The sequence below is a fragment of the Azospirillum sp. ST 5-10 genome (assembly GCF_051225715.1).
Taxonomy (GTDB): Bacteria; Pseudomonadota; Alphaproteobacteria; order Azospirillales; family Azospirillaceae; genus Azospirillum.
Map to the genome: position 1 here is coordinate 202,165 of NZ_JBPJSP010000004.1, position 25,297 is coordinate 227,461.

Genomic DNA, 25,297 nt, shown 5'->3' on the forward strand with positions numbered 1-25,297 from the left:
CCGCTGCGCAACAGAACGCGGTACGCCGTCCCTTCCCGTCGCTGGTCCACCACACCGAGCCGGCGGAGAGTGGGATGCAATCGTCTTCCCGATCACTACCACACTCGCCGCCGCCGTGCCTCAGGCTTCTTCGCCGCCTCCGCTGGCCTCGGCCTCCCACGTCACCGCGTCGAGCAGGAAGCTGCCGTCGTCCTCGATCGCGAAGTGGCGGCGCACCTCGGCCGGCGCCCCGTCCTGGAGGGAACGGATGGCGGCGGCGTGCACCTCGGGCGTGGCGGTGCGGGCGACCCACGAGGCGAACTCCATCCGCAACCGCCGGCGGGCGACGGCGGTGACGGTGAAGCCGGCGCGGGCCAGCGCGCCCATCCACTCGGCCGGGCTGTAGTTGCGGACGTGCGACGGATCGCGCAGCAGTTCGATCGCCTGGAAATGGGTGTCGAGCAGAGGCGCGTCCGGCGCCACGACGTCGACGAGGACGGCCCGGCCGCCCGGCGCCAGGACGCGCCGCGTCTCGCGCAGGCCGGCGTCGACGTCGCGCCAGTGATGGGCGCTGTAGCGGCTCACCACGACGTCGAAGCGGCCCGCCTCGAACGGCAGGGACTCGGCCGCCCCCTGGCGGACCTGGACGTTGCCCAGGCCCCGTTCGGCCGCCGTCGCCCGCACCGCGTCCAGCATCGCCGCGGTGACGTCGACCGCCACCACCTCGGCGACGTGCGGCGCCACCCGGTAGCTGACGTGGCCGCCGCCGCAGCCGAGGTCGAGCACCCGCGCCGTGGACGCGCCGCGGACGACGTCCTCGATGCGGTCGAGATCCTCGCCGGCGGCGTGCACCGCACTGGCGACGTAGGCGCCGGCCCGCGATCCGTAGCGGTCGGCGACGTAACGATGGTGGGATTCGCTCATGACATCCTCCTTCTGTGGGTCGCGCCGGCCGGTGTCGCGCCGGCCGGCGGAGCGTCACCATCGGACGGCGCCCAACCCGGTACAAGGCAGGCACTTATCCTGGTATAAACTCTGCCACCATGCTTCCCGGCCCCGAGCAGCGGCGCCTCCTCGGCGCCTTCCTGCGCTCCCACCGCGAGCGCCTCTCCCCCGCCGACGCCGGCCTGAGCGGCGGCTCCGTGCGCCGCCGCACGCCCGGCCTGCGCCGCGAGGAGGTGGCGTTCCTGTGCGGCCTGAGCGCCACCTGGTACACCTGGCTCGAGCAGGGGCGCGAGGTCTCGATGTCGCCCGAGGCGCTGGCGCGGGTGGCGGTGGCGCTGCGGCTGTCGCCGGCGGAGCGCGCCTACCTGTTCGAGCTGGCCCGCAAGCGCGACCCCGACGGCCGGCCGGGCGAGGGTGCCGGGGCGCCGCCGCCGGCCCTGGAGGCGGCGCTGCGGGCGGTCACCGCTCCGGCCTATCTCCTCGACGGACTGTGGCACGCCTGCGCCTGGAACGCCCCGGCGGAGCGGCTGTTCTCCGGCTGGCTCGGCGGCCCGGAGCGCAACCTGCTGCGCTACGTGTTCCTCGACCCCGGCGCCCGGGACTTCATCTGCGACTGGCCCGACCGCGCCCGCCGGCTGGTCGCCGAGTTCCGCGCCGCCACCGCGCGCCGCACCGAGGACGCCGCGGTGCGGGACCTGGTGAACGGCCTGGGCGAGGCCAGCGACGCCTTCACCCGCTTCTGGAACGACCACGGCGTGCTCGACCGCGAGGGCGGCCGCCGCGCCTTCCGCCACCCGGCCGACGGCCCGCTCGTCTACGAGCAGGTCACGCTGCTGCCCGTCGGGCACGGCGGGCACACCATGGCGATGCTGCTGGGTCCGGTCACACCCGGATCACCTTCCCCGGATTGAAGATGTTGTCCGGGTCCAGCGCCCTCTTGATGGCGGCCATGGTGAGCACGGCGTCGCCCGCCTCCTGCTCCAGGAAGTCCATCTTGCCGTAGCCGACGCCGTGCTCGCCGGTGCAGGTGCCGCCCAGGCGCAGCGCCCGCTCGACCAGCCGGTCGTTGAGGCGCTTGGCCTCCTCAAGCTCCTCCGGCTTGTCGGGGTCGATGATGAACAGCAGGTGGAAGTTGCCGTCGCCGACATGGCCGACGATGGGCGTCAGCACATTGGACGCGGCGATGTCCGCCTGGGTCTCCAGGATCGCCTCGGCGAGGCGGGAGATCGGCACGCAGACGTCGGTCGGCCAGCCCTTGGCGCCGGGCCGCAGGGCGATGGCGGCGTAGTAGGCGTCGTGGCGGGCCGTCCACAGCTTGGAGCGGTCCTCCGGCCGGGTCGCCCACTCGAACTCGGTGCCGCCGTTCTCCCGGGCGAGTGCGGCCACCATCTCCGCCTGCTCCTGGACGCCGCGCTCGGTGCCGTGGAACTCGAAGAACAGGGTCGGCGCCACCGCCATGTTCATCTTCGAATAGCGGTTGATGGCGTCCATCTGGACCTCGTCCAGGAACTCCACCCGGGCCACCGGGATGCCGGACTGGATGGTTTGGATCACCGTGTCGACCGCCCCCTTGAAGTCCTTGAAGGGGCAGACCGCCGCCGACATCGCCTCGGGGATGCCGTAGAGGCGCAGGGTGACCTCGGTGATGATGCCGAGCGTCCCTTCCGAGCCGACGAACAGACGGGTCAGGTCGTAGCCGGCGGCCGACTTGCGGGCCCGCCCGCCGGTCCTGATGACCCGCCCGTCGGCCAGCACCACGGTGAGGCCCAGCACGTTCTCGCGCATGGTGCCGTAGCGCACCGCGTTGGTGCCGCTCGCCCGGGTCGCCGCCATGCCGCCCAGCGAGGCGTCGGCCCCGGGGTCGATGGGGAAGAACAGGCCGGTGTCGCGCAGGTGCTCGTTGAGCCGCTTGCGGGTCACGCCGGCCTGCACGGTGACGTCGAGGTCCTCGGGCGACACCCGCAGGATGGCGTTCATGCCGGACACGTCGATGCTGACGCCGCCCTGCAGCGCCGCCACCCCGCCCTCCAGCGAGGTGCCGGTGCCGAAGGGGATGACCGGCACCTTGTGGCGGGCGCAGACCTTGACGATGGCGCTCACCTCCTCGGTCGAGCGGGCGAAGGCGACGGCGTCGGGCGGGCAGACGGGGTGGTAGGACTCGTCCTTGCCATGGTGCTCGCGCACCGCGCCCGACGTGCTCAGGCGCTCGCCCAGCAGGGCGCGCAGTTCGGCCAGCGCCGCCTCGCCGGGCGCGCGCGTGGGGGCGGTGACGACGGACATGGCATTCCCTCCTGGTCGGCGCGCGGCGGGCGGCTGGGCGCGCCGCTCTTGGTGCGCGGTGGTGTGAGCGCGCCAAGCTAAGCGCCTGCCCGCCTCCCTGGCAAGCCGGGTGTTCCCCGGGGCTGGGTTGCGAGCGCCGTCAGCTCCCGCCGCCGTCGACGTCGCGCAGGATCTCGTCGAGCGTGTCGTCGCTCAGGCGCTCGGTCTCGCCGCCCAGGCGCCGGACGGCGTGCAGCAGATCGCCGACCTCGAGGGGGGTGTCGTCCACCGTCTCCACCGTCACCCGCACGGCCTGGCCGCTGTGGAAGCCGCGCCGGGCCAGTTCCTCCGACACCTTGTCCGGATCGATGCGTTCGATGATCGCCTTCATGCTCGCACGATAGCACACAAACGGTGGCCGGTGCGCCATCGCGGGCGATCGTGGGCGATGGTCACCCCTCCGCCGCCCCGTACCCGCCGCCGCCCGGCGTCTCCACCACCAGGACGTCGCCGGCTGCCATGGCGGTGCGGTCGGTGGAGCCCAGCTCCTCGACCCATCCGTCGGTGCGCCGCACCCAGGTGCGGCCGACCGCCGCCGCACCGCCGCCGGCGGCGCCGAAGGGCGGCACCCGGCGGTGGTTGGCGAGGATGGCGGCGGTCATCGGCTCCAGGAAGCGCAGGCGCCGCACCACGCCGTCGCCGCCCCGCCAGCGCCCCGTCCCGCCCGAGCCGCGGCGGATGCGGAAGGCCTCCACCAGCACCGGGAAGCGCCATTCCAGCACCTCCGGGTCGGTGAGGCGGGAGTTGGTCATGTGGGTGTGCACCGCGTCGGTGCCGGGGAAGCCCGGTCCGGCCCCGGCGCCGCCGCAGATCGTCTCGTAGTACTGGTAGCGCGCGTTGCCGAAGGTCAGGTTGTTCATCGTCCCCTGCGCCGCCGCCAGCACGCCGAGCGCGCCGTAGAGGGCGTCGGTGACGCACTGGCTGGTCTCGACGTTGCCGGCGACCACCGCGGCGGGGTAGCGCGGCGCCAGCATCGAGCCTTCGGGGATGCGAATGTCGAGGGGCTTGAGGCAGCCCTCGTTCATCGGGATGTCGTCGTCCACCAGGGTGCGGAAGACGTAGAGCACGGCGGCCCGGCACACCGCCGACGGCGCGTTGAAGTTGCTGTCGAGCTGCGGGCTGGTGCCGGCGAAGTCGATGGTGGCGGAGCGGGTCTCGCGGTCGATGGCGATCGCCACGCGGATCACCGCGCCGTTGTCCAGCTCCTGCTCGAAGGTGCCGTCCTTCAGCACGTCGATGACCCGGCGCACCTGCTCCTCGGCGTTGTCCTGCACGTGGCCCATGTAGGCCCGGACGGTGTCCAGCCCGAACTGGGCGACCATGCGCCGCAGCTCCTGCACGCCCTTCTCGTTGGCGGCGATCTGCGCCTTGAGGTCGCCCAGGTTCTGCTGGACGTTGCGCGCCGGATGCGGCCCGGAGGCGAACAGGGCGACCGTCGCCTCCTCGCGGAAGGCGCCGCCCTCCACCAGCAGGAAGTTGTCGATCAGCACGCCCTCGTCGTCGATGGTGCGGCTGCCGGGCGGCATCGAGCCGGGGGTGATGCCGCCGACGTCGGCGTGGTGGCCGCGGCTGGCGACGTAGAACAGCACCGCGCCGCCGGCATCGTCGAAGACCGGCGTCACCACGGTGATGTCCGGCAGATGGGTGCCGCCGTGGTAGGGGTCGTTCAGCATGTAGACGTCGCCCGGCCTCATGGCGCCGGCGCGCCCCGCCAGGACGGCGCGCACGCTCTCGCCCATGGAGCCGAGATGGACCGGCATGTGGGGAGCGTTGGCGATCAGCCCGCCGCCGGCGTCGAACAGGGCGCAGGAGAAGTCCAGCCGCTCCTTGATGTTCACGGAGTAGGCGGTCTTCTCCAGGGTGAAGCCCATCTGCTCGGCGATCGACATGAACAGGTTGTTGAAGACCTCCAGCATCACCGGATCGGCCCGGGTGCCGATGGCGACGCGGCCGGGCAGCGCCTCGATGCGGGTCAGCACCAGATGGTTCTTGCGGGTGACCTCGGCCATCCAGCCGGGCTCGACCACGGTGGTGGCGATGCGCTCCTTGAGCACCGCGGGACCGACCACCCGGTTCCCCGGCACCAGCGCGTCGCGGTCGTAGACCGGGGCGTCGTGGACCTTGCCGCCCGACCACAGCGACAGCGTCGCCAGCCGGCGCGGCAGGGCGCCGGTGGAGGGGTGCGGGCTGTCGGGGTCGTCGGCCGCCTCGGTGCGGCCCACCGCCTCGACCGACACCGCCTCCACCACCAGCGCCTTGCCCGCCATCATGAAGCCGTAGCGCTGGCGGTGCGCCGCCGCGAACGCCTCCAGCATGGCGGCGCGGTCGCCGAAGTCGACGACCAGCGGCGTGTCGGAGCCCTCCACCTTGAGGTGCGCCTTGCGCAGCACGGCGATGCGGCCCTCCTCCACGCCCTGGCGCAGCAGGTCCGCCCGCCCCTCGCCGGCCAGGCGGTCGAGCGCCGCGGCCAGCGCCGGCATCAGCTCGTCGGTGAGGCGCGCCTCCACCGCCTTCTCGCGGATCGCCACCGTGTCGGCGAGGCCGATGCCGTAGGCCGAGAGCACGCCGGCGTGGGGATGCACGAACACCGTGCGCATGCCCAGCGCGTCCGCCACCAGGCAGGCGTGCTGGCCGCCGGCGCCGCCGAAGCAGTTCAGCGTGTAGCGCGTCACGTCGTAGCCGCGCTGCACCGAGATCTTCTTGATGGCGTTCGCCATGTTGTCGACGGCGATGGTGAGGAACCCCTCGGCCACCGCCTGCGGGGTCAGGTCCTTGCCGGTGGCGGCGTTCACCTCCGCGGCGAGCGTCGCGAACCGCTCGCGCACCACCGCGGCGTCGAGCGGCTGGTCGGCGTCGGGACCGAAGACGTGCGGGAAGAAGCCGGGGTTGAGCTTGCCCACCATGACGTTGCAGTCGGTCACCGTGAGCGGGCCGCCGCGGCGGTAGCAGGCGGGGCCGGGGTTGGCGCCGGCGCTCTCCGGCCCGACCCGGAAGCGGGTGCCGTCGAAGCTGCAGATGGAGCCGCCGCCAGCCGCCACGGTGTGGATGTTCATCATCGGCGCGCGCATGCGCACGCCGGCGACGACGGTCTCGAAGGTGCGCTCGTACTCCCCGGCACAGTGGGAGACGTCGGTGGAGGTGCCGCCCATGTCGAAGCCGATGACCCGGTCGAACCCGGCCATGGCGGCGGTGCGGACGGCGCCGACGACGCCGCCGGCGGGGCCGGAGAGGATGGCGTCCCTGCCCTGGAACAGGCGGGCGTCGGTGAGGCCGCCGTTGGACTGCATGAACATCAGCCGCACGCCGTTCAGCTCCGACGCCACCTGGTCGACGTAGCGGCGCAGGATCGGCGAGAGATAGGCGTCGACCACCGCGGTGTCGCCGCGCCCGACGATCTTCATCAGCGGGCTCGCCTCATGGCTCGGCGACACCTGGGTGAAGCCGATGGAGCGGGCGAGCGCCGCCACCTGCCGCTCATGGTCGGGGAAGCGGTAGCCGTGCATCAGCACCACCGCGCAGGCGCGGAAGCCGTCGCGGTGCGCCTCCTCCAGGGCGGCGCGCACGCCGTGCAGGTCGAGCGCCTTCAGCACGGTTCCGTCGGCGCGCAGGCGCTCCGGCACCTCGACGACCCGTTCGTACAGCAGCTCGGGCAGGACGATGTGGCGGGCGAAGATCCTCGGCCGCGCCTGGTAGCCGATTCGCAGCTGGTCGGCGAAGCCCTCGGTGATCAGCAGCAGCGTGCGGTCGCCCTTGCGCTCGAGCAGCGCGTTGGTGGCGACCGTCGTGCCCATCTTGACCGCCTCGACCCGCGCGGCCGGGATCGGCTCGCCGGGGGCGAGGCCGAGCAGCTCGCGGATGCCCTGGATGGCGGCGTCGCGGTAGCGCTCCGGGTTCTCCGACAGCAGCTTGTGGGTCACCACGGCGCCGTCGGGCCGGCGCGCGACGACGTCGGTGAAGGTGCCGCCGCGGTCGATCCAGAACTGCCAGCGCCCCTGGCCCGCGCCCTGACCGCCGCCCTGGCCTCCGGTGTCCTCCTGGGTGACCATGCCCCGCTCCGCTCATGTCCCTGGAGCGGGATCACTCCAGGTGGAATCACCTGGAGTGTGAATCCCGCTCCAAATTCGAATGTTTGGAGCAAGATTCACGCTTTTGGCCGGATCGGCCAAAAGCGATCTCGCTCTAGGGACGGAGTGTGACGATCCCGCACCGCAGGTCAACCTGCCCGTCAGCACGCTCCTCAGGCGGCCCGGGGCAGCGGCGCCAGGAAAGGGTCGAGCCAGGTGCCGACCGCCCCGGCCCCGTCCTCCATCGCCTCCACGGCGAGCGACATCTGGGTGGGCGGCGGCAGCTCGAACAGGACGGTCGTCTCGCCGCCGTCGAAGCTCACCCTGCCGCCGAAGCGGGTGGCGAGCCGGCGCATGCGCAGGTTCTCGCGCAGGCACAGCATGTGGGCCCGGCGGATGCGGCGGTTGCGGACGATGGTGAGGGCACGCCCGAGCAGGGCGGTGCCGTATCCGCGGTCCTGGAATCCGCCTTCCAGGCTGATCGCCAGTTCCGCCTCGTGCGGCCACAGCGCGCGGTCGGTGGCGATCTCGGCGGCACCGCGCAGGTGCCCCTGCTCGAAGCAGCCGACGAGTTGCGTGCGGCCGTGGTCGAGCGCCCGGCAGCGCCGCGCGATCGCCTCGTCGGACACGGTCCCGGCGAAGCGCATGAAGCGGCTGGCGCCGTCGAGCCGCAGCAGGTGCCGCTCGTAGCGGTCCCATTCCGCGGGGTGAAGCTTGCGAAACGTCGGCATGATCCTGAACCCGTGTCCTCTCCGGAACGATATCCCTCCGGACGCGTCCACCCCGCAGCGCCGCCGTTGAACCGGCCGTCTTCGCCGCCGTCGCGCGGACATGTCGCCACGCCCCGCGATGTTGCGTTGCAACATAAACAGGATCCGCGCTATGTCCATCCCGCAGCGCCGGCGAAGAAAGCCGGACGTGGCATTCTTGCAACAGGAGACGGCAGGCCGGACACCATGAGCATCTGGGGAAAGATCCTCGGCACGGCGGCGGGCTTCGCCATCGGCGGGCCCCTGGGCGCGCTGCTCGGCACGGCGGCCGGTCACGCGGTGGACCGCCTGCGCGAGCAGGAGGACACGGGCGGCGACGCCACCCAGTCGATCGCCTTCACCATCGGCGTCATCGTCCTGTCGGCCAAGATGGCCAAGGCCGACGGCATGGTGAGGCGGGTGGAGGTGGAGACCTTCAAGCGCCTGTTCCAGGTGCCGCCCGACGAGATGAAGAACGTCGGCCGCGTCTTCGACCTGGCGCGCCGCGACGCCGCCGGCTTCGAGGTGTACGCCCGCCAGATCGCCGGCCTGTTCGAGGACGGTCATGCGGTGCTGGAGGAACTGCTGGAAAGCCTGCTGCGCATTGCCGAGGCAGACGACGACGTGCACGACGCCGAGCTGGACTACCTGCGTACGGTGGCGCAGATCTTCGGGTTCACCCCCGCCGACTTCGAGCGCATCCTCTCGGAGCACTGCATGACCTGCGGCCGGCGCGAGGTCGATCCGTACGCGGTGCTCGGACTGCCGGCCGGCGCCGACGAGGGCACCGTGCGCGCCACCTACCGCCGCCTGGTCCAGGAGCACCATCCCGACCGCCTGATCGCCCGCGGCCTGCCCGAGGAGTTCGTCGCCCAGGCGACCGAACGCATGGCGGCGATCAACGAGGCGTACGACCGCATCCGCAAGGCACGCTGACAGGGCATTCCTGGGCCCGCGTTTCTTGGGGGTCGCGGTGCGGGGCCGTGGCGCGCTATAACGTCGCCTTCCCGCACCGCAACCGCGCCGTTCCCCATGGCTCCTCCCGCTCCCATCGTCGCCCTGCAAGGGGCGGCCGTCACCTTCGGCGGCCGGCCGCTGTTCGAGGGCATCGACCTCGCCGTCGGGCGGGGCGACAAGGCCTGCCTGGTCGGGCGCAACGGCTCGGGCAAGTCGACCCTGATGAAGGTGCTGGCCGGCATCATCGCCGCCGACGGCGGCGAGCGCTTCGTGCAGCCCGGCAGCCGCATCGCCTACCTGCCCCAGGAGCCGGACTTCGGCGGCTTCGCCACCGTCCACGACTACGTCGCCGCCGGCCTGCCGGAGACGGAGCGCGACGAGGCGCACCGCGTCGACGCGGTGCTCGACCATGTCAAGATCGACGGCGGGCTGGCGCCCTCCACCCTGTCGGGCGGCGAGGCCCGGCGGGCGGCGCTCGCCCGCACCCTGGTCGGCGCCCCGGACGTGCTGCTGCTCGACGAGCCGACCAACCACCTCGACCTGCCGACCATCGAGTGGCTGGAGCAGGAGCTGCAGGCCTTCCGCGGCGGCCTGCTGCTGATCAGCCACGACCGCGCCTTCCTCAACACGCTGGCCCGGCGCACCCTGTGGCTGGACCGCGGCTCGCTGCGCAACAGCGACAAGCCCTTCGCCGAGTTCGAGGCGTGGCAGGCCGAGGTGTTCGCCGCCGACGAGGCGGCCGCCCACAAGCTCGAGCGCAAGATCGAAGGCGAGATGAAGTGGCTGCGCGAGGGCATCTCGGCGCGGCGCACCCGCAACATGGGCCGGGTGCGGGCGCTGCAGCAGCTGCGCCGCGACCGCGCCGAACGCATCAAGGGCGGCCAGCAGGCCAAGCTGGCCATCTCCGAGGCCGAGCGCGGCGGCCGGCTGGTGGTCGAGGCGGAGCACATCGCCAAGAGCTTCGACACGCCCGACGGGCCGCGCCCCATCGTCAAGGATTTCTCCACGCGCATCCTGCGCGGCGACCGCGTCGGCATCATCGGCCCCAACGGCGCCGGCAAGTCGACCCTGCTGAAGATGCTGACCGGCCAGCTGGAGCCCGACCGCGGCGGCGTGCGCCTCGGCACCAGCCTGGAGATCGCCTATTTCGACCAGCGCCGCGCCGGCCTCGACCCGGAGGAGACGGTGCGCCACGTGCTTTGCCCCTACGGCGGCGACCGGGTGGTGGTGAACGGCGAATCGCGCCACGTCGCCGGCTATCTCAAGGACTTCCTGTTCGACACCCGCCAGCTCGACAGCCCGGTCAAGGCGCTGTCGGGCGGCGAGCGCAACCGGCTGCTGCTGGCCCGCCTGTTCGCCCGGCCCTCGAACCTGATGATCCTGGACGAGCCGACCAACGACCTCGACATGGACACGCTGGACCTCCTGGAGGAGGTGCTCGGCGACTACCAGGGCACGCTGCTGCTGGTCAGCCACGACCGCGACTTCCTCGACCGGCTCGTCACCTCGACCATCGCCCTGGAAGGCGACGGCGGCGCCACCGAGTACGCCGGCGGCTACTCCGACTATCTGGTGCAGCGGCCGCCGCGCGAGGCCGCCGCCGCGCCCGCCAAGGCCAAGCCCGCCGCGGCACCCGCGCCGGCCGCCGGCCCGGCCAAGCCGCGGGGCAAGCTCTCCTACAAGGACCAGCGCGAGCTGGACGAACTGCCGGCCCGGCTCGACCGGCTGACGGCCGAGGTGAAGCGGCTGGAAGGGATGCTGGCCGATCCCGACCTGTTCGGCCGCGATCCCGGGGCGTTCCGCAAGGCCGGCGACGACCTGCACGTCCGCCAGGCCGAGCTGGCGGCCGCCGAGGAGCGCTGGCTGGAGCTGGAGAGCCTGCGCGAGGATCTGGAAGGCGGCCGCGGATGACCCTGCGCGATTCGCTGCTGGCGCTGCTGGTCATGGCGTGCTGGGGGTTCAACTTCGTCGCCGCCAAGTCGGCGCTGCTGCACTTCGATCCGTTCTTCCTGTTGCTCCTGCGCTTCGCCGTGGTGGCCGCCCTCGTCGTGCCCTTCGTGGCGGTCCCGCGCGGCAAGCTCCTGGACATCGCCATCCTGTCGGTCCTGCTGGGCGGCCTGCATTTCCCGCTGATGTTCACCGGCGTGCGGGGCGTCGACGCCGCCACGGCGGCCCTGGTCGTGCAGTTGCAGGTGCCTTTCTCGTCGCTGCTGGCGGCGGTGATCTACAAGGACGTGCTCGGCTGGCGCCGCTTCCTCGGCATGGTGGTGGCGTTCGGCGGCATCGCCGTCATCGCCGGAGCGCCGCGGCTGCAGGGAAACCTGCTGGAGATCCTGCTGATCGTCGCGGCCAGCTTCGCCTTCGCCCTGTCCAACGTGCAGGTCAAGCGCATCGGCACCCTGGACGGCTTCACCCTCAACGGCTGGATGGCGCTGTTCGCCACACCCCAGCTGCTGGTGCTGTCGCTGCTGCTGGAGACCGGCCAGGCCCGTTCGGTGATGGAGGCGCCGCCGCTGGCCTGGGCGTCGCTGGCCTTCATCATTCTCGGCTCGACCCTGGCCGCCTACGGGCTGTGGTACCGGCTGGCCCGCATCTATCCGGTCAACCAGACGACGCCGTTCCTCATGCTGGTGCCGGTGTTCGGCGTCCTGTCCGGCGTCGTCGTCCTGGGCGAGCCGGTGACGCCCTACCTGCTGGGGGGCGGCCTGCTGGTGATCCTCGGCGTGGCCGTCATCATCGTCCGGCGGCCGCGCACGGTGAACGAGAAGACGGCCAGCACCACATGAGCCTCCCCGCCGCCGTCCCCTGCCCCTCTCCCAACCATGGGCCGCGCCCCGAGGGCGCCCGGGTCGAGCTGCTGGTCCTCCACTACACCGGCATGCCGACCGCCGCGGCCGCCCTCGGCCGGCTGTGCGATCCCGCCTCGCAGGTCAGCGCCCACTACACGGTGGACGAGGACGGCACCGTCCACGTCCACGTCCCGGAGGACCGGCGCGCCTGGCACGCCGGGGTGAGCGCCTGGCGGGGCATCGGCGACGTCAACAGCCGGTCGATCGGCATCGAGATCGTCAATCCCGGCCACGAGTTCGGCTACCGTCCCTTTCCCGCCGCACAGATGGACGCGGTCGAGGCGTTGTGCGCGGCGGTCATGGGCCGCCATGGGATCGCACCCGCCGACGTCGTCGCCCACAGCGACATCGCCCCCGACCGCAAGCGGGATCCCGGCGAGCTGTTCGACTGGCCGCGCTTGGCGCGGGCGGGAATCGGCCTCTGGCCCATGCCGTCCCAGGCCGACCGGGCCCCCTTCGGCGCCGCCGAGGTCGCCGACCTGCTGGCCCGCATCGGCTACGATCCCACCTGCGCCCAGGCCCTGCTCGCCTTCCAGCGCCGCTACCGGCCGCAGGCGCTGACCGGCACGCCGGACCGCGACACCGTCGCCCTCCTGAGGGCGCTGGCCCGGGCGATGGGGCGTTAGGCCGACGGTCCACACCTTATATATATGGCACCGCTTGCGCTTGGCCGCGCCCCCCGGGGCGTCCGCCACGGCCCGCCGGTGAATGGAGCGTTGCGCTCGCCGCGCCGACCCCTTACATAGGCGCCTGCCAGACGGCCGGATGGTCGCCTCCGACGCAGCGCGTCGGGGGAGGAAAGTCCGGGCTCCACGGAGACACGGTGCCGGTTAACGGCCGGCGGGGGCGACCCCAGGGAAAGTGCCACAGAAAGCAAACCGCCGCCGTCCATCCGGGCCGCGGCAAGGGTGAAAGGGTGCGGTAAGAGCGCACCGCGCTCCCGGTGACGGGAGCGGCACGGTAAACCCCACCGGGAGCAAGACCGAATAGGGGCGGCACGGTCCGCCATCCCATGGCCTGCCCATGGGACGGTATGGGACCAAGCGCGTTTCCGCGCCGCCGCCCGGGTTGGTCGCGAGAGGCGTCCGGCAACGGGCGTCCCAGATGAATGACCATCACCCGAAGGCCTAGGCCGCGGGGACAGAACCCGGCTTACAGGCCGTCTGGCGCTTTTCCCCAGTTTCATCCACCGCTGTGGATATCTGTGGCGCGCAATCCCATGCCAGCCCATGATTCTCCCATGAATCCAACCCCTGCGGACTGACCCGTTCGCGAGTGCTGATTCGTCGCCCAACAATTTTGCTTGACTGTTTCAGAGCGGCATCGAATCGGAACGTTCAACGAACTTTCTGCCTAAAACTTATCCACACCCTGTTAGTAATGGGCAAAACTTGTGGAAATTGCCAGATTCGTTGCCCCTGCTTGCAGTTGCGCAACAGTGCTTTCGAAAAGTCTTGACAGCAAATTGCGAATACTGCGGGCCCCGTTGACGCCCACCCTGTCCCATGCTATCCCATCTCAGCCCAAATTGAGGGTGGCTGACCCAGCCGCACCCCATCCGGGCCCGGTTTCGTCGGGGAGAGAAGGCGGCAGCACGATGCAGCCTTAGGTGATAGACGGAGGGTCGTAAGAGCCGAATGGCCGTTTTCCTGTCCACATACGTCAACAAAGTTGACAGGAAAGGCCGCTGCTCGGTTCCGGCGCAGTTCCGGGCGTCGCTTGCCAAGACGTCGGCCCCCGGCACGATCTATCTCTGGCCCTCGCTGAACCATCGGGCACTGGAGGGAGCCGACCAGGATTATCTCGACGTCCTCAGCGAGAGCCTCGAATCGCCCGACCTCGACGCCGACGAGCGGGAGATGATCGAGACCTTCATCTTCGGGAAGCTGATGCCGCTGCAGATCGACAACGAGGGGCGCATCGTCCTTCCCAAGGAGCTGGCGGAGTTCGCCGGCATCACCGAGGAGGCGTCCTTCATCGGCCGCCGCAAGACGTTCCAGATCTGGGAGCCGGGCGCGCTGAAGGCGCACGAGGACGCGCTGCGCGACCAGGTCGTGCGCAAGGACATCTCGCTCAGCCAGATCGTCGCCAAGGCCCAGCGCGGCTCGGCGGCGCGCAAGGAGGGAGGGGCATGAGCACCTCCGCCGCGCCGCACGTCCCGGTCCTGCTGGCCGAGGTGGTCGCCGCGCTGGCGCCGCGGGCCGGCGGCGTCTACGTCGACGGCACCTTCGGCGCCGGCGGCTACAGCCGGGCCCTTCTCGCCACCGCCGACTGCCGCGTCTGGGGGATCGACCGCGACCCCGCGGCCATCGCCCGCGCCCGTGCGCTGGAACCGTCGCTGGCCGGCCGCCTCACCGTCGTCGAGGGCTGCTTCGGGGACATGGACGCGCTGCTGTCGGCCCACGGGGTCGCGGCGGTGGACGGCGTGGCCCTCGACCTCGGCGTCTCCTCGCCGCAGCTCGACGAGGCCGAGCGCGGATTCTCCTTCCGCCTCGACGGCCCCCTCGACATGCGCATGGGACGCCATGGGCCGACCGCCGCCGACGTGGTCAACACCGCGTCGGAGCAGGAGCTGGCCGACATCGTCCACCGCTACGGCGAGGAGCGGCTGGCGCGCCGCGTCGCCCGCGCCATCGTCGCCGCCCGCGCCGTTGCGCCCATCCAGCGCACCGGCCAGCTCGCCGACATCGTCCGCGCGGTCGTGCCCAAGGGGCGCGACGGCATCGATCCGGCGACCCGGACCTTCCAGGGCCTGCGCATCCACGTGAACGACGAGCTCGGCGAGATCCGCCGCGGCCTCGCCGCCGCGGAACGGATGCTGAGGCCGGGCGGCCGACTCGCCGTCGTCTCGTTCCATTCGCTGGAGGACCGCGCGGTGAAGACCTTCCTCAAGGAGCGCTCCTCGCCGCCGCCGGCGCCGTCCCGCCACGCCCCCGCCGCGCAGGCGACCCGTTACCAGCCGTCGTTCCGTCTGTTGCACCGGAAGCCCGTCTCTCCGGCTGCCGCGGAACTCTCGTCCAACCCCCGCGCGCGCTCCGCCCGGCTGCGCGCGGCCGAACGCACCTCGGCGCCGGCGTTCCCGGCGACCGGCAAGGAGGCCGCATGAAGTACAAGACCGCGCTGTTCTGGCTCGGGCTTGCCGCCGTCGCGGGCGGGGTCCTGTTCGAGACCAGCTACGACGTGCAGGAGCTGGAAGAGCAGCTGGCCTCCTTGAACCGCAAGATCGTCCAGGAGCAGGAGGCGATCCAGGTGCTGAAGGCGGAGTGGAGCTTCCTCAACGATCCTTCGCGCCTGGAGTCGCTGGCCCGCGCCCATCTCAACCTGGGCCCCACCGACGCCCGGCAGTTCGTCGCCTCGATCGAGGCGCTGCCGTTCCGCAGCCAGCCCGCCGCCCCCGACACGGCGCCGGCCCTCCCGCCGATGGCCGGGCTGAACGTGATGCCGGCCAACTACGTTCCTCCGGGCTACCGGCCGACGGTGCAGGCCGCGGCTCCGGCCGTCATGGTGATGCCCGCCGCGGCGACCGTCGTCCCGGCGGCCGCCCGTCCGAGCGGGCCGATGGTGGCCGCGGCGCCGGCGCCGGCCGCGGAGCCGCCGGTGCGGGCCGAGCCGGCCGTCGTCAAGCCGGCCCCGGTGCGCCGCCCGCCGGCCAAGCCGACGGCCGCCGTCGCCAAGCCGGCCCCCCGTCCGGCGGCGCCCGCCGCCCACGATTCGATCGGCGTGATGATCGCCCGCCTCGGGGGCACCCAATGACCGACGCCCCCTTCGACAGCCCGCTGCACGGCTACGAGCCGCTGGCCCGGACCTACCAGGGGCCGCCGGCCAGCCGCCCGCGTACGGCGCTTTCGGTGGCCCTGGAGCAGGCGCGCAACCGGATGATGGTGACGGCGGCGGTGATCGCCCTGGCCTTCACCACCATCAGCCTGCGCCTGGTCGACGCCACCCTGCTGCGCGAAGGGGCGGAGCCCCGCCAGACCAAGGCGGCCGAGGCGGGAACCCTGCCGGTCGGCCGCGCCGACATCGTCGACCGCAACGGCAACCTGCTGGCGACCTCGCTCGCCACCGCCTCGCTCTACGCCGATCCCAAGCTGGTGATCGACCCGCGCGAGGCGGCCAAGAAGCTGATCGCCGTCCTGCCCGACCTCGACTACGCGGACCTCGTGCAGAAGCTGTCGAGCGACAAGCGCTTCGTCTGGATCCGCCGCAACCTGCCGCCGCGCCAGCAGTATCTGGTGCACCGCCAGGGCGTCCCCGGCGTCTATTTCGAGCGCGAGGAACGCCGCTTCTATCCCGCCGGCAGCCTCACCTCGCACGTCGTCGGCTTCACCGGCGTCGACAACACCGGCCTGGCCGGGATCGAGCGGCATTTCGACAAGCGCCTGCGCAACGACTCGCAGCCGCTGCAGCTCTCGCTCGACCTGCGCCTGCAGCACATCCTGAAGAAGGAGGTCGCGGCGGCGGTGGAGGAGTTCCGCGCCATCGGCGCCGCCGGTCTGATCTACGACGTGCGCAACGGCGAAGTGCTGGCGATGGTGTCCCTGCCGGACTTCGACCCCCACAACCCGGACGGGTTGGACGCCGACACGTTGTTCAACCGGAGCACGCTCGGCGTCTACGAGATGGGCTCCACCTTCAAGATCATCAACTCGGCCATGGCGCTCGACAGCGGCAAGGTGCGCCTGACCGACAGCTTCGACGCGACGCGCGGCATCCAGGTCGGCCGCTTCACCATCAGCGACTACCACGCCGAGCACCGCTGGCTGACGGTGCCGGAGATCATGCAGCACTCCTCCAACATCGGCTCGGTGCGCATGGCCCTGACGGCGGGCGTGCCGACCCAGCAGGCCTTCATGCAGAAGGTCGGGTTCTTCCGCCCGGTGCCGCTGGAGCTGCCGGAGCTGGGCTGGCCGCTGATCCCGAATCCGTGGCGCGAGGTCAACGCCATGACCATCAGCTTCGGCCATGGCCTGTCCGTCAGCCCGATGCACACCGTGGCCGCCGTCGCCGGCATCATCAACGGCGGCGTCATGCATCCGCCGACGCTGCTCAAGCGCGCCCCCGGCGCCGATGGCGGTGGCGAGCGCGTGGTGTCGCCGGCGACCTCCGAAGCCCTGCGCCGGCTGATGCGTCTGGTGGTGACCCAGGGCACCGGCAAGTCGGCCAACGTCCCCGGCTACGTGGTCGGCGGCAAGACCGGCACCGCGGACAAGCAGAAGGGCCGCAGCTACGCCAGCAACGCCCGCATCTCCTCGTTCCTCGGCGCCTTCCCGATGAACGACCCGCGCTACGTCGTGTACGTCATGGTCGACGAGCCCAAGCCCACGGCGCGCACCTTCGGCTACGCCACCGGCGGCTGGGTCGCCGCGCCGACGGGCGGCCGCATCATCCGGCAGATCGGTCCCCTGCTGGGCGTCCAGCCCGTCGACGAGACGGCGCCGCAGATCGCCCAGGCCGTGCACATCAACCTCAACGGCACCACCACGCTCCCCCTGCCCAAGGACAACACCGTTGCGTCTGTCCCAGATACTCCCGCCCGCCGCTGACGGCCGGGGCCGCGACATCGAGGTGACCGGACTGACCGCCGACAGCCGCGCGGTCGCTCCGGGCTGCCTGTTCGCCGCCCTGCCCGGCAGCAGGGCCGACGGCCGCGCCTTCGTCGCCGACGCCCTCGCCCGGGGCGCCGCGGCGGTGCTGGCGCCGGAGGGGACGGTGCTGCCGGCGGGCAGCGACGCGGTGCTGGTGACCGACGCCGAGCCGCGGCGCGCCTTCGCCCGGGCCGCGGCCGCCTTCCACGGCCGCCAACCCGACGCGGTGGCGGCGGTGACGGGGACCAACGGCAAGACCTCGACCGTGACCTTCGCCCGCCAGATCTGGGCGGCGCTCGGCCACAACGCGGGCAGCCTCGGCACGCTCGGCGTGGTCGCCCCCGGCGTGGAGCGCTACGGCGCCATGACCACCCCCGACCCCGTGACCCTCCACAGGGTGCTGGCCGAGCTGGCGGACGCCGGCGTCGACCGGCTGGCCATGGAGGCGTCGAGCCACGGGCTCGACCAGTTCCGCCTCGACGGGGTGCGGCTGGCGGCGGCCGGCTTCACCAACCTGACCCGCGACCATCTCGACTACCACGGCACCATGGCGGCGTACCTCGCCGCCAAGGCGGCCCTGTTCGAGCGCGTCCTGGCGCCGGGCGGCACCGCCGTGCTGAACGCGGACATTCCGGAATTCGATGGCCTCGACGCAATTTGTTCCAGGCGCGGCCACCGCGTTCTGGGCTATGGGTTCGCCGGCCGCGAGCTGACGGTCCGGGCGGTGGAACCCCTGCCGCACGGGCAGCGGCTCGACCTCACGGTTCTCGGGAGGGAGGTCACCGTCGACCTCCCGCTCGTCGGCCGCTTCCAGGCGTGGAACGCGTTGTGCGCGCTCGGCCTCGTGCTCGGCACGGGCGGCAGCGCGGACCGTGCGGTGCCGGCGCTGGCGTCGCTGCAAGGCGTGCCGGGCCGTCTGCAGCACGTCGCCACGCACCCTTGCGGGGCCCCGGTGTTCGTCGACTACGCGCACACCCCGGACGCCCTGGAAACCGTGCTGACCGCCCTGCGTCCGCACGCCGCGGCCAAGCTGGTCGTGGTGTTCGGCTGCGGCGGCGACCGCGACCGCGGCAAGCGCCCGGTGATGGGGGAGCTGGCCGGCCGCCTGGCCGACCGCGCCATCGTCACCGACGACAACCCGCGCACCGAGGACCCGGCGGCGATCCGCCGGGAAGTTCTGGCGGGCGTTCCCGGTGCCGAGGAGATCGGCGACCGCCGCCAGGCGATCCGCGCCGCCGTGCGGGGCCTCGGCCCCGGCGACGTGCTGGTGGTGGCCGGCAAGGGCCACGAACAGGGGCAGATCATCGGCACCGAGGCACGGCCGTTCGACGACGCCGCCGAAGCCCGGGCCGCCGTAGCGGAGGTTGGAGCATGAACGTGGCAGTGCCTGCCGACAAGCCGATCCTCTGGACCGCCGCCGACGCCGCGGCCGCCACCAACGGCCTGGCGACGGTGCCGTGGGCGGCGACCGGCATCTCCATCGACAGCCGGACCGTGCAGCCCGGCGACCTCTTCGTCGCCATCGAAGGCCCCAACTTCGACGGCCACGACTTCGTCGCCCAGGCGCTGGCCGCCGGCGCCGCCGCCGCCATGGTGTCGCGGGTGCCGGTCGGGGTGCCCGGCGACGCGTCGCTGCTGGCGGTGGACGACACGCTGGCGGCACTCGCCGACCTCGGCCGGGCGGCGCGCCGGCGCAGCCACGCCCGCATCGTCGCCGTCACCGGTTCGGTCGGCAAGACCGGCACCAAGGAGGCGCTGCGCCACTGCCTGGGCGCCCAGGCACCGACCTTCGCCACCGAGGGCTCCCTGAACAACCACTGGGGCGTGCCGCTGTCGCTGGCCCGCCTGCCCGAGGCCAGCGCCTACGGCGTGTTCGAGCTCGGCATGAACCACGCCGGCGAGCTGCGGCCGCTGTCGCGCCTGGTGCGCCCCGACGTCGCCATCGTCACCACGGTGGAGGCGGCGCATCTCGAGTTCTTCGCCTCGGTCGAGGCGATCGCCGACGCCAAGGCGGAGATCTTCGAGGGCATGTCGCCCAACGGCGTCGCCGTGATCAACCGGGACAACCCGCATTACGGCCGCCTGCTGGCGGCCGCCCGCGGCGCCGGCCTGTCGCACGTCTGGGGCTTCGGCGCCCACGAGGACGCCGAGGCGCGCCTGCTCGACTTCTCGCTGCACGCCACCTGCAGCACCGTCACCGCGCTGATCCGCGGCGAGCGCCTGCAGTACTGCCTGTCGCTGCCCGGCAAGCACTGGGTGATGAACAGCCTGGCCGTGCTGCTGGCGGTCCGCGCCGCCGGCGGCGACCTCGCGGCGGCGGCGCGGTCGCTGTCGCAGCTCCGCCCGGTCAAGGGGCGCGGCACCCGCGCCCGCATCCACGCCGGGCGCGGCGCCTTCACCCTGGTGGACGAGAGCTACAACGCCAGCCCGGCGGCCATGGCCGCCGCCTTCGAGGTGCTGGGCCGGATCGACCCGGGCGCCGGCGGCCGACGCATCGCCGTGCTCGGCGACATGCGCGAGCTGGGGGCCCGCTCCGACGCGCTGCACGCTGGCCTGGCGCCCTCCCTGGCCGCCGCCCACGTCGACACCGTCTTCTGCTGCGGTCCGCACATGAAGGCCCTGTGGGACCGCCTGCCGGCGGCCCAGCGCGGCAAATGGACCGAGGACAGCCGAGCGCTGGCGCCGCTGGTCGCCGACGCCGTGCGCGGCGGCGACGTGGTGCTGGTCAAAGGCTCGGCCGGCAGCCGCATGAGCGCCGTGGTCGAGGCGCTGACGGCGCTGGAGAGCCGCGGCACCGCCGACGCCGACGCCGCGCCCGCCGCCGCCAACGCCCAGCGGGGTTGACACCGGAATGCTCTACAACCTGCTCTTCCCCCTGGCGGACGTCGCCAGCCCGTTCAATCTGTTCCGGTACCTGACGTTCCGCACGGGCGGCGCGGTGATGACGGCGCTGGTCATCAGCTTCGTCTTCTTCCCCCGCCTGATCGCCTGGCTGAAGAGCAAGCAGGGCGAGGGGCAGCCGATCCGCTCCGACGGCCCCGAGACGCACCTGAAGAAGAAGGGCACGCCCACCATGGGCGGGCTGATGATCCTCATCGCCATGTGCGTCAGCACCATCCTGTGGATGGACCTGACCAACGCCTACACCTGGGTCGTGCTGCTGGTGACCATGGCCTATGGCGCCATCGGCTTCGGCGACGACTACCTGAAGCTGACCAAGCGCAACACCAAGGGGCTCTCGGGCAAGAAGCGCCTGGGGCTGGAGGTCGCCATCGCGCTGGCCGCCACCCTGGCCTGCATGCTGGTGGCCGAGACCGGCCAGGCGGGCGGGCTGGCGGTCCCCTTCGTCAAGGACTTCGTCCTCAACCTCGGCTGGTTCTTCCTCGGCGTCGGCGCCTTCGTCATCGTCGGCGCCTCCAACGCGGTCAACCTGACGGACGGTCTGGACGGGCTGGCCATCGTGCCGACCATGATCGCCGCCGGCTGCTTCGGCCTGATCGCCTACCTCACCGGCAACGCCATCTTCGCCAACTACCTGCAGATCCACCACGTGCCGGGTGCCGGCGAACTGACCGTGTTCTGCGGCGCCCTGATCGGTGCCGGGCTGGGCTTCCTGTGGTTCAACGCGCCGCCCGCCATGGTGTTCATGGGCGACACCGGGTCGCTGTCGCTGGGCGGCGCGCTCGGCACCATCGCCGTCGTCACCAAGCACGAGATCGTGCTGGCGATCATCGGCGGCCTGTTCGTGCTGGAGACGGTCTCGGTGATCGTCCAGGTCGCCTCCTTCAAGATGACGGGAAAGCGGGTGTTCCGCATGGCGCCGCTGCACCATCACTTCGAGAAGAAGGGCTGGGCCGAGCCCACCGTCGTCATCCGCTTCTGGATCATCGCCACCATCCTGGCGCTGGTCGGCCTCTCCACCCTGAAGCTGCGGTGAGGCCGGCATGATCGACCTCTTCTACATGAACGGCCTGCCCGTCGCGGTGATGGGGCTCGGCAAGTCCGGCCTCGCCACCGCCCGCGCCCTCATGGAGAGCGGGGCCGAGGTGTGGGCCTGGGACGACGGCGAGGCCGGGCGCGCGCAGGCCAGCGCCGCCGGCGTGCCGCTGGTCGACCTCCACACCGCCGACCTGTCGGAGCTGACGACTATCGTCTGGTCGCCCGGCATCCCGCACACCCACCCCAAGCCCCATCCGGTGGCCGAGCGCGCGCGCCAGGCCGGCCTGGAGATCGTCTGCGACATCGAGCTGCTGGCCCGCGCCCAGCGCGACGCCGCCTACGTCGGCATCACCGGCACCAACGGCAAGTCGACGACCACCGCCCTGATCGGCCACATCTTCCAGGAGGCCGGGCGCAAGGTCGCCGTCGGCGGCAACCTCGGCACGCCGGTGCTGACCCTGCCGCCCATGGGCGCCGACGGCAGCTACGTGCTGGAGATGTCGTCCTACCAGCTCGAGCTCACCGTCTCGATCACCTGGGACGTCGGCGTGCTGCTGAACGTCACCCCCGACCACCTCGACCGTCACGGCGGCATGGACGGCTACGTCGCCGCCAAGCGGCGGATCTTCCACCGCCAGACCCGGCCGCGCACCGCCGTCATCGGCGTCGACGATCCGATCGGGCGCGGCATCTTCGAGGACCTCAAGGCCAAGGGCGACCAGTTCATCCGCCCGGTCTCCGTGCTCGGGCGCGAGCCCGGCGGCGTCTACGCGCTGGACGGCTGGCTCTACGACGATTCGGAGGGCCGCCACGAGCGGGTCGCCGACCTGCGCGGCTTCCGGGCCCTGCCGGGCCGCCACAACTGGCAGAACGCGGCGGCCGCCTACGCCGCCTGCCGCGCCGCCGGCATCGCCGCCGCGACGGTCGTCGCCGCCATGAAGAGCTTCCCCGGCCTGGCCCACCGCCAGCAGCTGGTGCGCGAGGCCGGCGGCGTGCGCTTCGTCAACGACAGCAAGGCCACCAACGCCGACGCCGCGGAGAAGGCGCTGACCACCTACGAGGCGATCTACTGGATCCTCGGCGGCCGCGCCAAGGACACCGGCCTGGACGGGCTGGAGGCCCATCTCGGCGCGGTGCGCCACGCCTTCCTGATCGGCGAGGCGGAGAGTCAATTCGCCGCATGGCTGGACGGCCGCGGCGTCCCCTATACCCGCTGCGGCACCCTCGAGGCGGCGGTGCCGGCGGCCGCCCGGCTGGCCTGGGACGAGCGGCGGCCCGGCGCCACCGTGCTGCTGTCGCCGGCCTGCGCCTCGTGGGACCAGTTCGCCAACTTCGAGGCCCGCGGCGACGCCTTCGCCCGCCTCGTCCAGGAGCTTCCGGGGGGTGCGGCATGATGACCTTCGACCGCACCGACCAATCCATCTTCGGGCGCTGGTGGTGGACCGTCGACCGCTGGCAGCTGACCGCCCTGGCCATCCTGATGGCGCTGGGCACGGTGCTGATCACCGCCGCCAGCCCGCCGGTGGCCGAGCGCATCGGCATCGGCGACACCTTCTACTTCGTCGAGCGCCATCTGATGATGCTGGTGCCGGCGACGCTGCTGATGATCGGCGTCTCGCTGCTGTCGCCGCGCGGGGTGCGGCGGGTGGCGCTGTTCGTCTTCCTCGCCTCCCTGCTGCTGGTGGCGGCGACCCTGGTGGTCGGCGTCGAGATCAAGGGGGCGCGCCGCTGGATCCACGTGCCCGGCCTGTCGATCCAGCCCTCGGAGTTCGTCAAGCCGGCGTTCGCCGTCGTCGCGGGGTGGCTGTTCTCGCTGTCGCGGACCTCGCCGGGCTTCCCCGGCGCGCTGGTCTCCATCGCCCTCTACGCGCTCACCATCGGCCTGCTGCTGATGCAGCCCGACCTCGGCATGGCGTTCGTCGTGTCGGCGGTGTGGTTCACCCAGTTCTTCCTGGCCGGCCTCAACATCATGCTGGTGGTGGCGCTGGCGGTGCTGGGCATCGTCGGGCTGGTCGGCGCCTATTTCACCTTCCCCCACGTGACCAGCCGCATCGACCGCTTCCTCGACCCCCACTCCGGCGACACCTATCAGGTCACCCGCTCGCTGGAGGCCTTCGCCAACGGCGGTCTGCTCGGCACCGGCCCCGGCCAGGGGACGGTCAAGTTCTCCCTGCCCGACAGCCATGCCGACTTCATCTTCGCCGTCGCCGGCGAGGAGATGGGGCTGATCTTCTGCCTGTTCATCGTCGTCCTCTTCGCCTTCGTGGTGATGCGCGGCTTCGCGCGGGTGTTCAACGAGAACAACTACTTCATCCTGCTGGCCACGGCCGGCCTGCTGGTGCAGTTCGGCCTGCAGGCGATGATCAACATGGCCTCGTCGCTGCACCTGATGCCGACCAAGGGCATGACCCTGCCCTTCATCAGCTACGGCGGCTCCTCGCTGCTGGCGCTCGGCTTCGGCATGGGCATGGTGCTGGCGCTGACCCGCAAACGCTTCGGACCGGGGGAGTAGGGCCGATGGGCGCCTCCAACACCATCGTCCTGGCGGCCGGCGGCACCGGCGGGCACATGTTCCCGGCGGAAGCGCTGGCGCGTGCCCTGCTGGCGCGCGGCCGTTCGGTGACGCTGGTGACGGACAAGCGCGGCCAGGCCTTCGACACCCTGCCGGAGGTGGCGGTCCACCGCATCCACGCGGCCTCGCCGGGCAGCGGCCTGATCGGCAAGCTGAAGGCGGGCTGGCTGATGGGCCTCGGGCTGCTCGGCGCCGGCGCCCTGCTGCGCCACCTGGAGCCGGCGGCGGTGGTCGGCTTCGGCGGCTACCCCTCGGTGCCGACGGTGTACGCCGCCGCCAACGCCCGCATCCCGGCGCTGCTGCACGAGCAGAACGCGGTGCTCGGCCGCGCCAACCGCATGCTGGTCGCCGGCGCCCGCCGGCTCGCCGTCGCCTTCCCGGAGATGGCGGGCCTGCGCGAGCGCGACCGGGCCAAGCTGGTCCACACCGGCAATCCCGTGCGTCCCGCCGTCGCCGCCAAGCGCGCCGCGCCCTACGCCACGCCGACCGCCGACGGCCCGCTGCACCTCCTGGTGATGGGCGGCAGCCAGGGGGCGCGGGTGTTCAGCGAGGTGGTGCCCGCCGCGCTGGCCCGCCTGCCCGCGGAGCTGCGGGCGCGCATCCGGCTCGCCCAGCAGTGCCGGCCGGAGGACCTGGAAGGGGTGCGCGCCGCCACCGCCGGACTCGGCCTGGGCGGCGTGACGCTGGAGAGCTTCTTCCGCGACGTGCCGGAGCGCCTCGCCGGCACCCACCTCGCCATCACCCGGGCCGGCGCCTCGACCATCGCCGAGCTGACCTGCGTCGGCCGGCCGGCGCTGCTGGTGCCCTACCCCTTCGCCACCGACGACCACCAGACCGCCAACGCCCGCCAGGTGGCCGACGCCGGCGCCGCCTGGCACCTGCCGCAGCCCGCCTTCACCGCGCAGGCCCTGGCCGACCGGCTGGGCTCCCTGCTCGGCGACCCCGACTCCCTCGCCCGCGCGGCCGCGGCCTCCCACGCGTGGGGCCGGGCCGACGCCGCCGAACGCCTCGCCGACGCCGTGCTGTCCCTGGTGTCCGATCCCGGCACCGCCGCCACCGCAACCCAGACCACGGAGGCCGCGCCATGAAGCAGACCATGCGTCCCATCACGCGCCGCAGCGCCCGCCCCTTGCGCGACTGGCCGGCGGAAGCGACACGCTCCGAAGGCCAGTGGAGCCGCCGCCCGGTGTGCCCGCTGCTGCCGCGCGAGGTGGCCACGGCCGGCTTCCTGCGCGACCGCCTGCACGTGGTCACCGGCGCGCCGCCCCTGCCCGGTCGCCTGTCCGACGAGTCCGTGGACGCCACGCTGAGCCTGATGCTTCGCCGAGGAACCCTCTAG

The 25,297-nt window shown here is 72.3% G+C and carries 21 protein-coding genes and 1 other RNA gene; 17 read left to right on the forward strand and 5 right to left on the reverse strand.

Annotated elements, in window-relative coordinates:
* Positions 1 to 120 precede the first annotated feature (120 nt).
* On the reverse strand, positions 121 to 903 hold the full coding sequence (locus tag ACSBPG_RS06930; RefSeq protein ID WP_435536399.1) for a class I SAM-dependent methyltransferase: 783 nt from the start codon (positions 901 to 903) through the stop codon (positions 121 to 123).
* A gap of 119 nt (positions 904 to 1,022) precedes the next feature.
* Here ACSBPG_RS06930 and ACSBPG_RS06935 point away from each other — a divergent pair, with 119 nt between their 5' ends.
* A complete protein-coding gene (locus tag ACSBPG_RS06935; protein ID WP_435536400.1) occupies positions 1,023 to 1,835 on the forward strand; it encodes a helix-turn-helix transcriptional regulator in 813 nt (270 codons plus the stop codon).
* Here the strand turns inward: ACSBPG_RS06935 and ACSBPG_RS06940 are convergent.
* The 4 genes from ACSBPG_RS06940 to ACSBPG_RS06955 form a co-directional block, all read right to left on the reverse strand.
* The gene (locus tag ACSBPG_RS06940) at positions 1,807 to 3,204 is read right to left on the reverse strand and encodes an FAD-binding oxidoreductase (protein ID WP_435536401.1); all 1,398 of its coding nucleotides are present in this window, start codon (positions 3,202 to 3,204) and stop codon (positions 1,807 to 1,809) included. The genes ACSBPG_RS06935 and ACSBPG_RS06940 overlap by 29 nt on opposite strands.
* A 139-nt stretch (positions 3,205 to 3,343) precedes the next feature.
* Entirely contained in the window at positions 3,344 to 3,574 is a 231-nt protein-coding gene (locus ACSBPG_RS06945) for a hypothetical protein (protein WP_435536402.1), read from the reverse strand.
* Between the two features lie 61 nt (positions 3,575 to 3,635).
* Positions 3,636 to 7,289, reverse strand: a complete 3,654-nt coding sequence (locus ACSBPG_RS06950; RefSeq protein ID WP_435536403.1) for a hydantoinase B/oxoprolinase family protein — start codon at positions 7,287 to 7,289, stop codon at positions 3,636 to 3,638.
* A 191-nt stretch (positions 7,290 to 7,480) separates the two neighbouring features.
* A complete protein-coding gene (locus ACSBPG_RS06955; RefSeq protein WP_435536404.1) occupies positions 7,481 to 8,038 on the reverse strand; it encodes a GNAT family N-acetyltransferase in 558 nt (185 codons plus the stop codon).
* A 225-nt stretch (positions 8,039 to 8,263) separates the two neighbouring features.
* On the opposite strand from ACSBPG_RS06955, the gene ACSBPG_RS06960 reads away from it, so the two are divergent.
* The 16 genes from ACSBPG_RS06960 (at position 8,264) to ACSBPG_RS07035 (ending at position 25,297) form a co-directional block, all read left to right on the forward strand.
* Positions 8,264 to 8,992: a TerB family tellurite resistance protein gene (locus tag ACSBPG_RS06960; protein ID WP_435536405.1), complete on the forward strand. Its 729-nt coding sequence runs from the start codon at positions 8,264 to 8,266 to the stop codon at positions 8,990 to 8,992.
* Positions 8,993 to 9,088: 96 nt separating this feature from the next.
* Complete coding sequence (locus ACSBPG_RS06965) at positions 9,089 to 10,924, forward strand: ATP-binding cassette domain-containing protein (RefSeq protein ID WP_435536406.1); 1,836 nt, start codon at positions 9,089 to 9,091, stop codon at positions 10,922 to 10,924.
* On the forward strand, positions 10,921 to 11,799 hold the full coding sequence (locus tag ACSBPG_RS06970; RefSeq protein WP_435536407.1) for a DMT family transporter: 879 nt from the start codon (positions 10,921 to 10,923) through the stop codon (positions 11,797 to 11,799). Before ACSBPG_RS06965 ends, ACSBPG_RS06970 begins: the two co-directional genes overlap by 4 nt.
* Complete coding sequence (locus tag ACSBPG_RS06975) at positions 11,796 to 12,488, forward strand: N-acetylmuramoyl-L-alanine amidase (protein WP_435536408.1); 693 nt, start codon at positions 11,796 to 11,798, stop codon at positions 12,486 to 12,488. Before ACSBPG_RS06970 ends, ACSBPG_RS06975 begins: the two co-directional genes overlap by 4 nt.
* Positions 12,489 to 12,615: 127 nt before the next feature.
* An RNA gene (gene rnpB / locus ACSBPG_RS06980) (RNase P RNA component class A) lies at positions 12,616 to 13,033 on the forward strand.
* Positions 13,034 to 13,499: 466 nt separating this feature from the next.
* Positions 13,500 to 13,997, forward strand: coding sequence for a division/cell wall cluster transcriptional repressor MraZ (locus ACSBPG_RS06985; protein ID WP_435536409.1), 498 nt, complete (start codon positions 13,500 to 13,502; stop codon positions 13,995 to 13,997).
* On the forward strand, positions 13,994 to 14,968 hold the full coding sequence (rsmH, locus tag ACSBPG_RS06990) for a 16S rRNA (cytosine(1402)-N(4))-methyltransferase RsmH (RefSeq protein WP_435536410.1): 975 nt from the start codon (positions 13,994 to 13,996) through the stop codon (positions 14,966 to 14,968). The genes ACSBPG_RS06985 and rsmH overlap by 4 nt, the downstream gene beginning before the upstream one ends.
* Positions 14,965 to 15,615, forward strand: a complete 651-nt coding sequence (gene ftsL / locus ACSBPG_RS06995; RefSeq protein WP_435536411.1) for a cell division protein FtsL — start codon at positions 14,965 to 14,967, stop codon at positions 15,613 to 15,615. The genes rsmH and ftsL overlap by 4 nt, the downstream gene beginning before the upstream one ends.
* The gene (locus ACSBPG_RS07000; RefSeq protein ID WP_435536412.1) at positions 15,612 to 17,405 is read left to right on the forward strand and encodes a peptidoglycan D,D-transpeptidase FtsI family protein; all 1,794 of its coding nucleotides are present in this window, start codon (positions 15,612 to 15,614) and stop codon (positions 17,403 to 17,405) included. Before ftsL ends, ACSBPG_RS07000 begins: the two co-directional genes overlap by 4 nt.
* A complete protein-coding gene (locus ACSBPG_RS07005) occupies positions 17,371 to 18,822 on the forward strand; it encodes a UDP-N-acetylmuramoyl-L-alanyl-D-glutamate--2,6-diaminopimelate ligase (RefSeq protein WP_435536413.1) in 1,452 nt (483 codons plus the stop codon). Before ACSBPG_RS07000 ends, ACSBPG_RS07005 begins: the two co-directional genes overlap by 35 nt.
* Positions 18,819 to 20,291, forward strand: coding sequence for a UDP-N-acetylmuramoylalanyl-D-glutamyl-2,6-diaminopimelate--D-alanyl-D-alanine ligase (locus ACSBPG_RS07010; RefSeq protein WP_435536414.1), 1,473 nt, complete (start codon positions 18,819 to 18,821; stop codon positions 20,289 to 20,291). Before ACSBPG_RS07005 ends, ACSBPG_RS07010 begins: the two co-directional genes overlap by 4 nt.
* 7 nt (positions 20,292 to 20,298) lie before the next feature.
* Positions 20,299 to 21,384 carry a phospho-N-acetylmuramoyl-pentapeptide-transferase gene (gene mraY, locus ACSBPG_RS07015; protein ID WP_435536415.1) on the forward strand — a complete coding sequence of 362 codons (1,086 nt, stop codon included), beginning with the start codon at positions 20,299 to 20,301 and terminating at the stop codon, positions 21,382 to 21,384.
* A 7-nt stretch (positions 21,385 to 21,391) separates the two neighbouring features.
* Positions 21,392 to 22,780 (forward strand): UDP-N-acetylmuramoyl-L-alanine--D-glutamate ligase, encoded by a 1,389-nt coding sequence (gene murD / locus ACSBPG_RS07020; protein WP_435536416.1) that lies wholly within the window; start codon positions 21,392 to 21,394, stop codon positions 22,778 to 22,780.
* Positions 22,777 to 23,898 (forward strand): FtsW/RodA/SpoVE family cell cycle protein, encoded by a 1,122-nt coding sequence (locus tag ACSBPG_RS07025; protein ID WP_435536417.1) that lies wholly within the window; start codon positions 22,777 to 22,779, stop codon positions 23,896 to 23,898. Before murD ends, ACSBPG_RS07025 begins: the two co-directional genes overlap by 4 nt.
* Before the next feature lie 5 nt (positions 23,899 to 23,903).
* Positions 23,904 to 25,046, forward strand: coding sequence for an undecaprenyldiphospho-muramoylpentapeptide beta-N-acetylglucosaminyltransferase (murG, locus tag ACSBPG_RS07030; RefSeq protein WP_435536418.1), 1,143 nt, complete (start codon positions 23,904 to 23,906; stop codon positions 25,044 to 25,046).
* Positions 25,043 to 25,297 (forward strand): hypothetical protein, encoded by a 255-nt coding sequence (locus ACSBPG_RS07035; RefSeq protein ID WP_435536419.1) that lies wholly within the window; start codon positions 25,043 to 25,045, stop codon positions 25,295 to 25,297. The genes murG and ACSBPG_RS07035 overlap by 4 nt, the downstream gene beginning before the upstream one ends.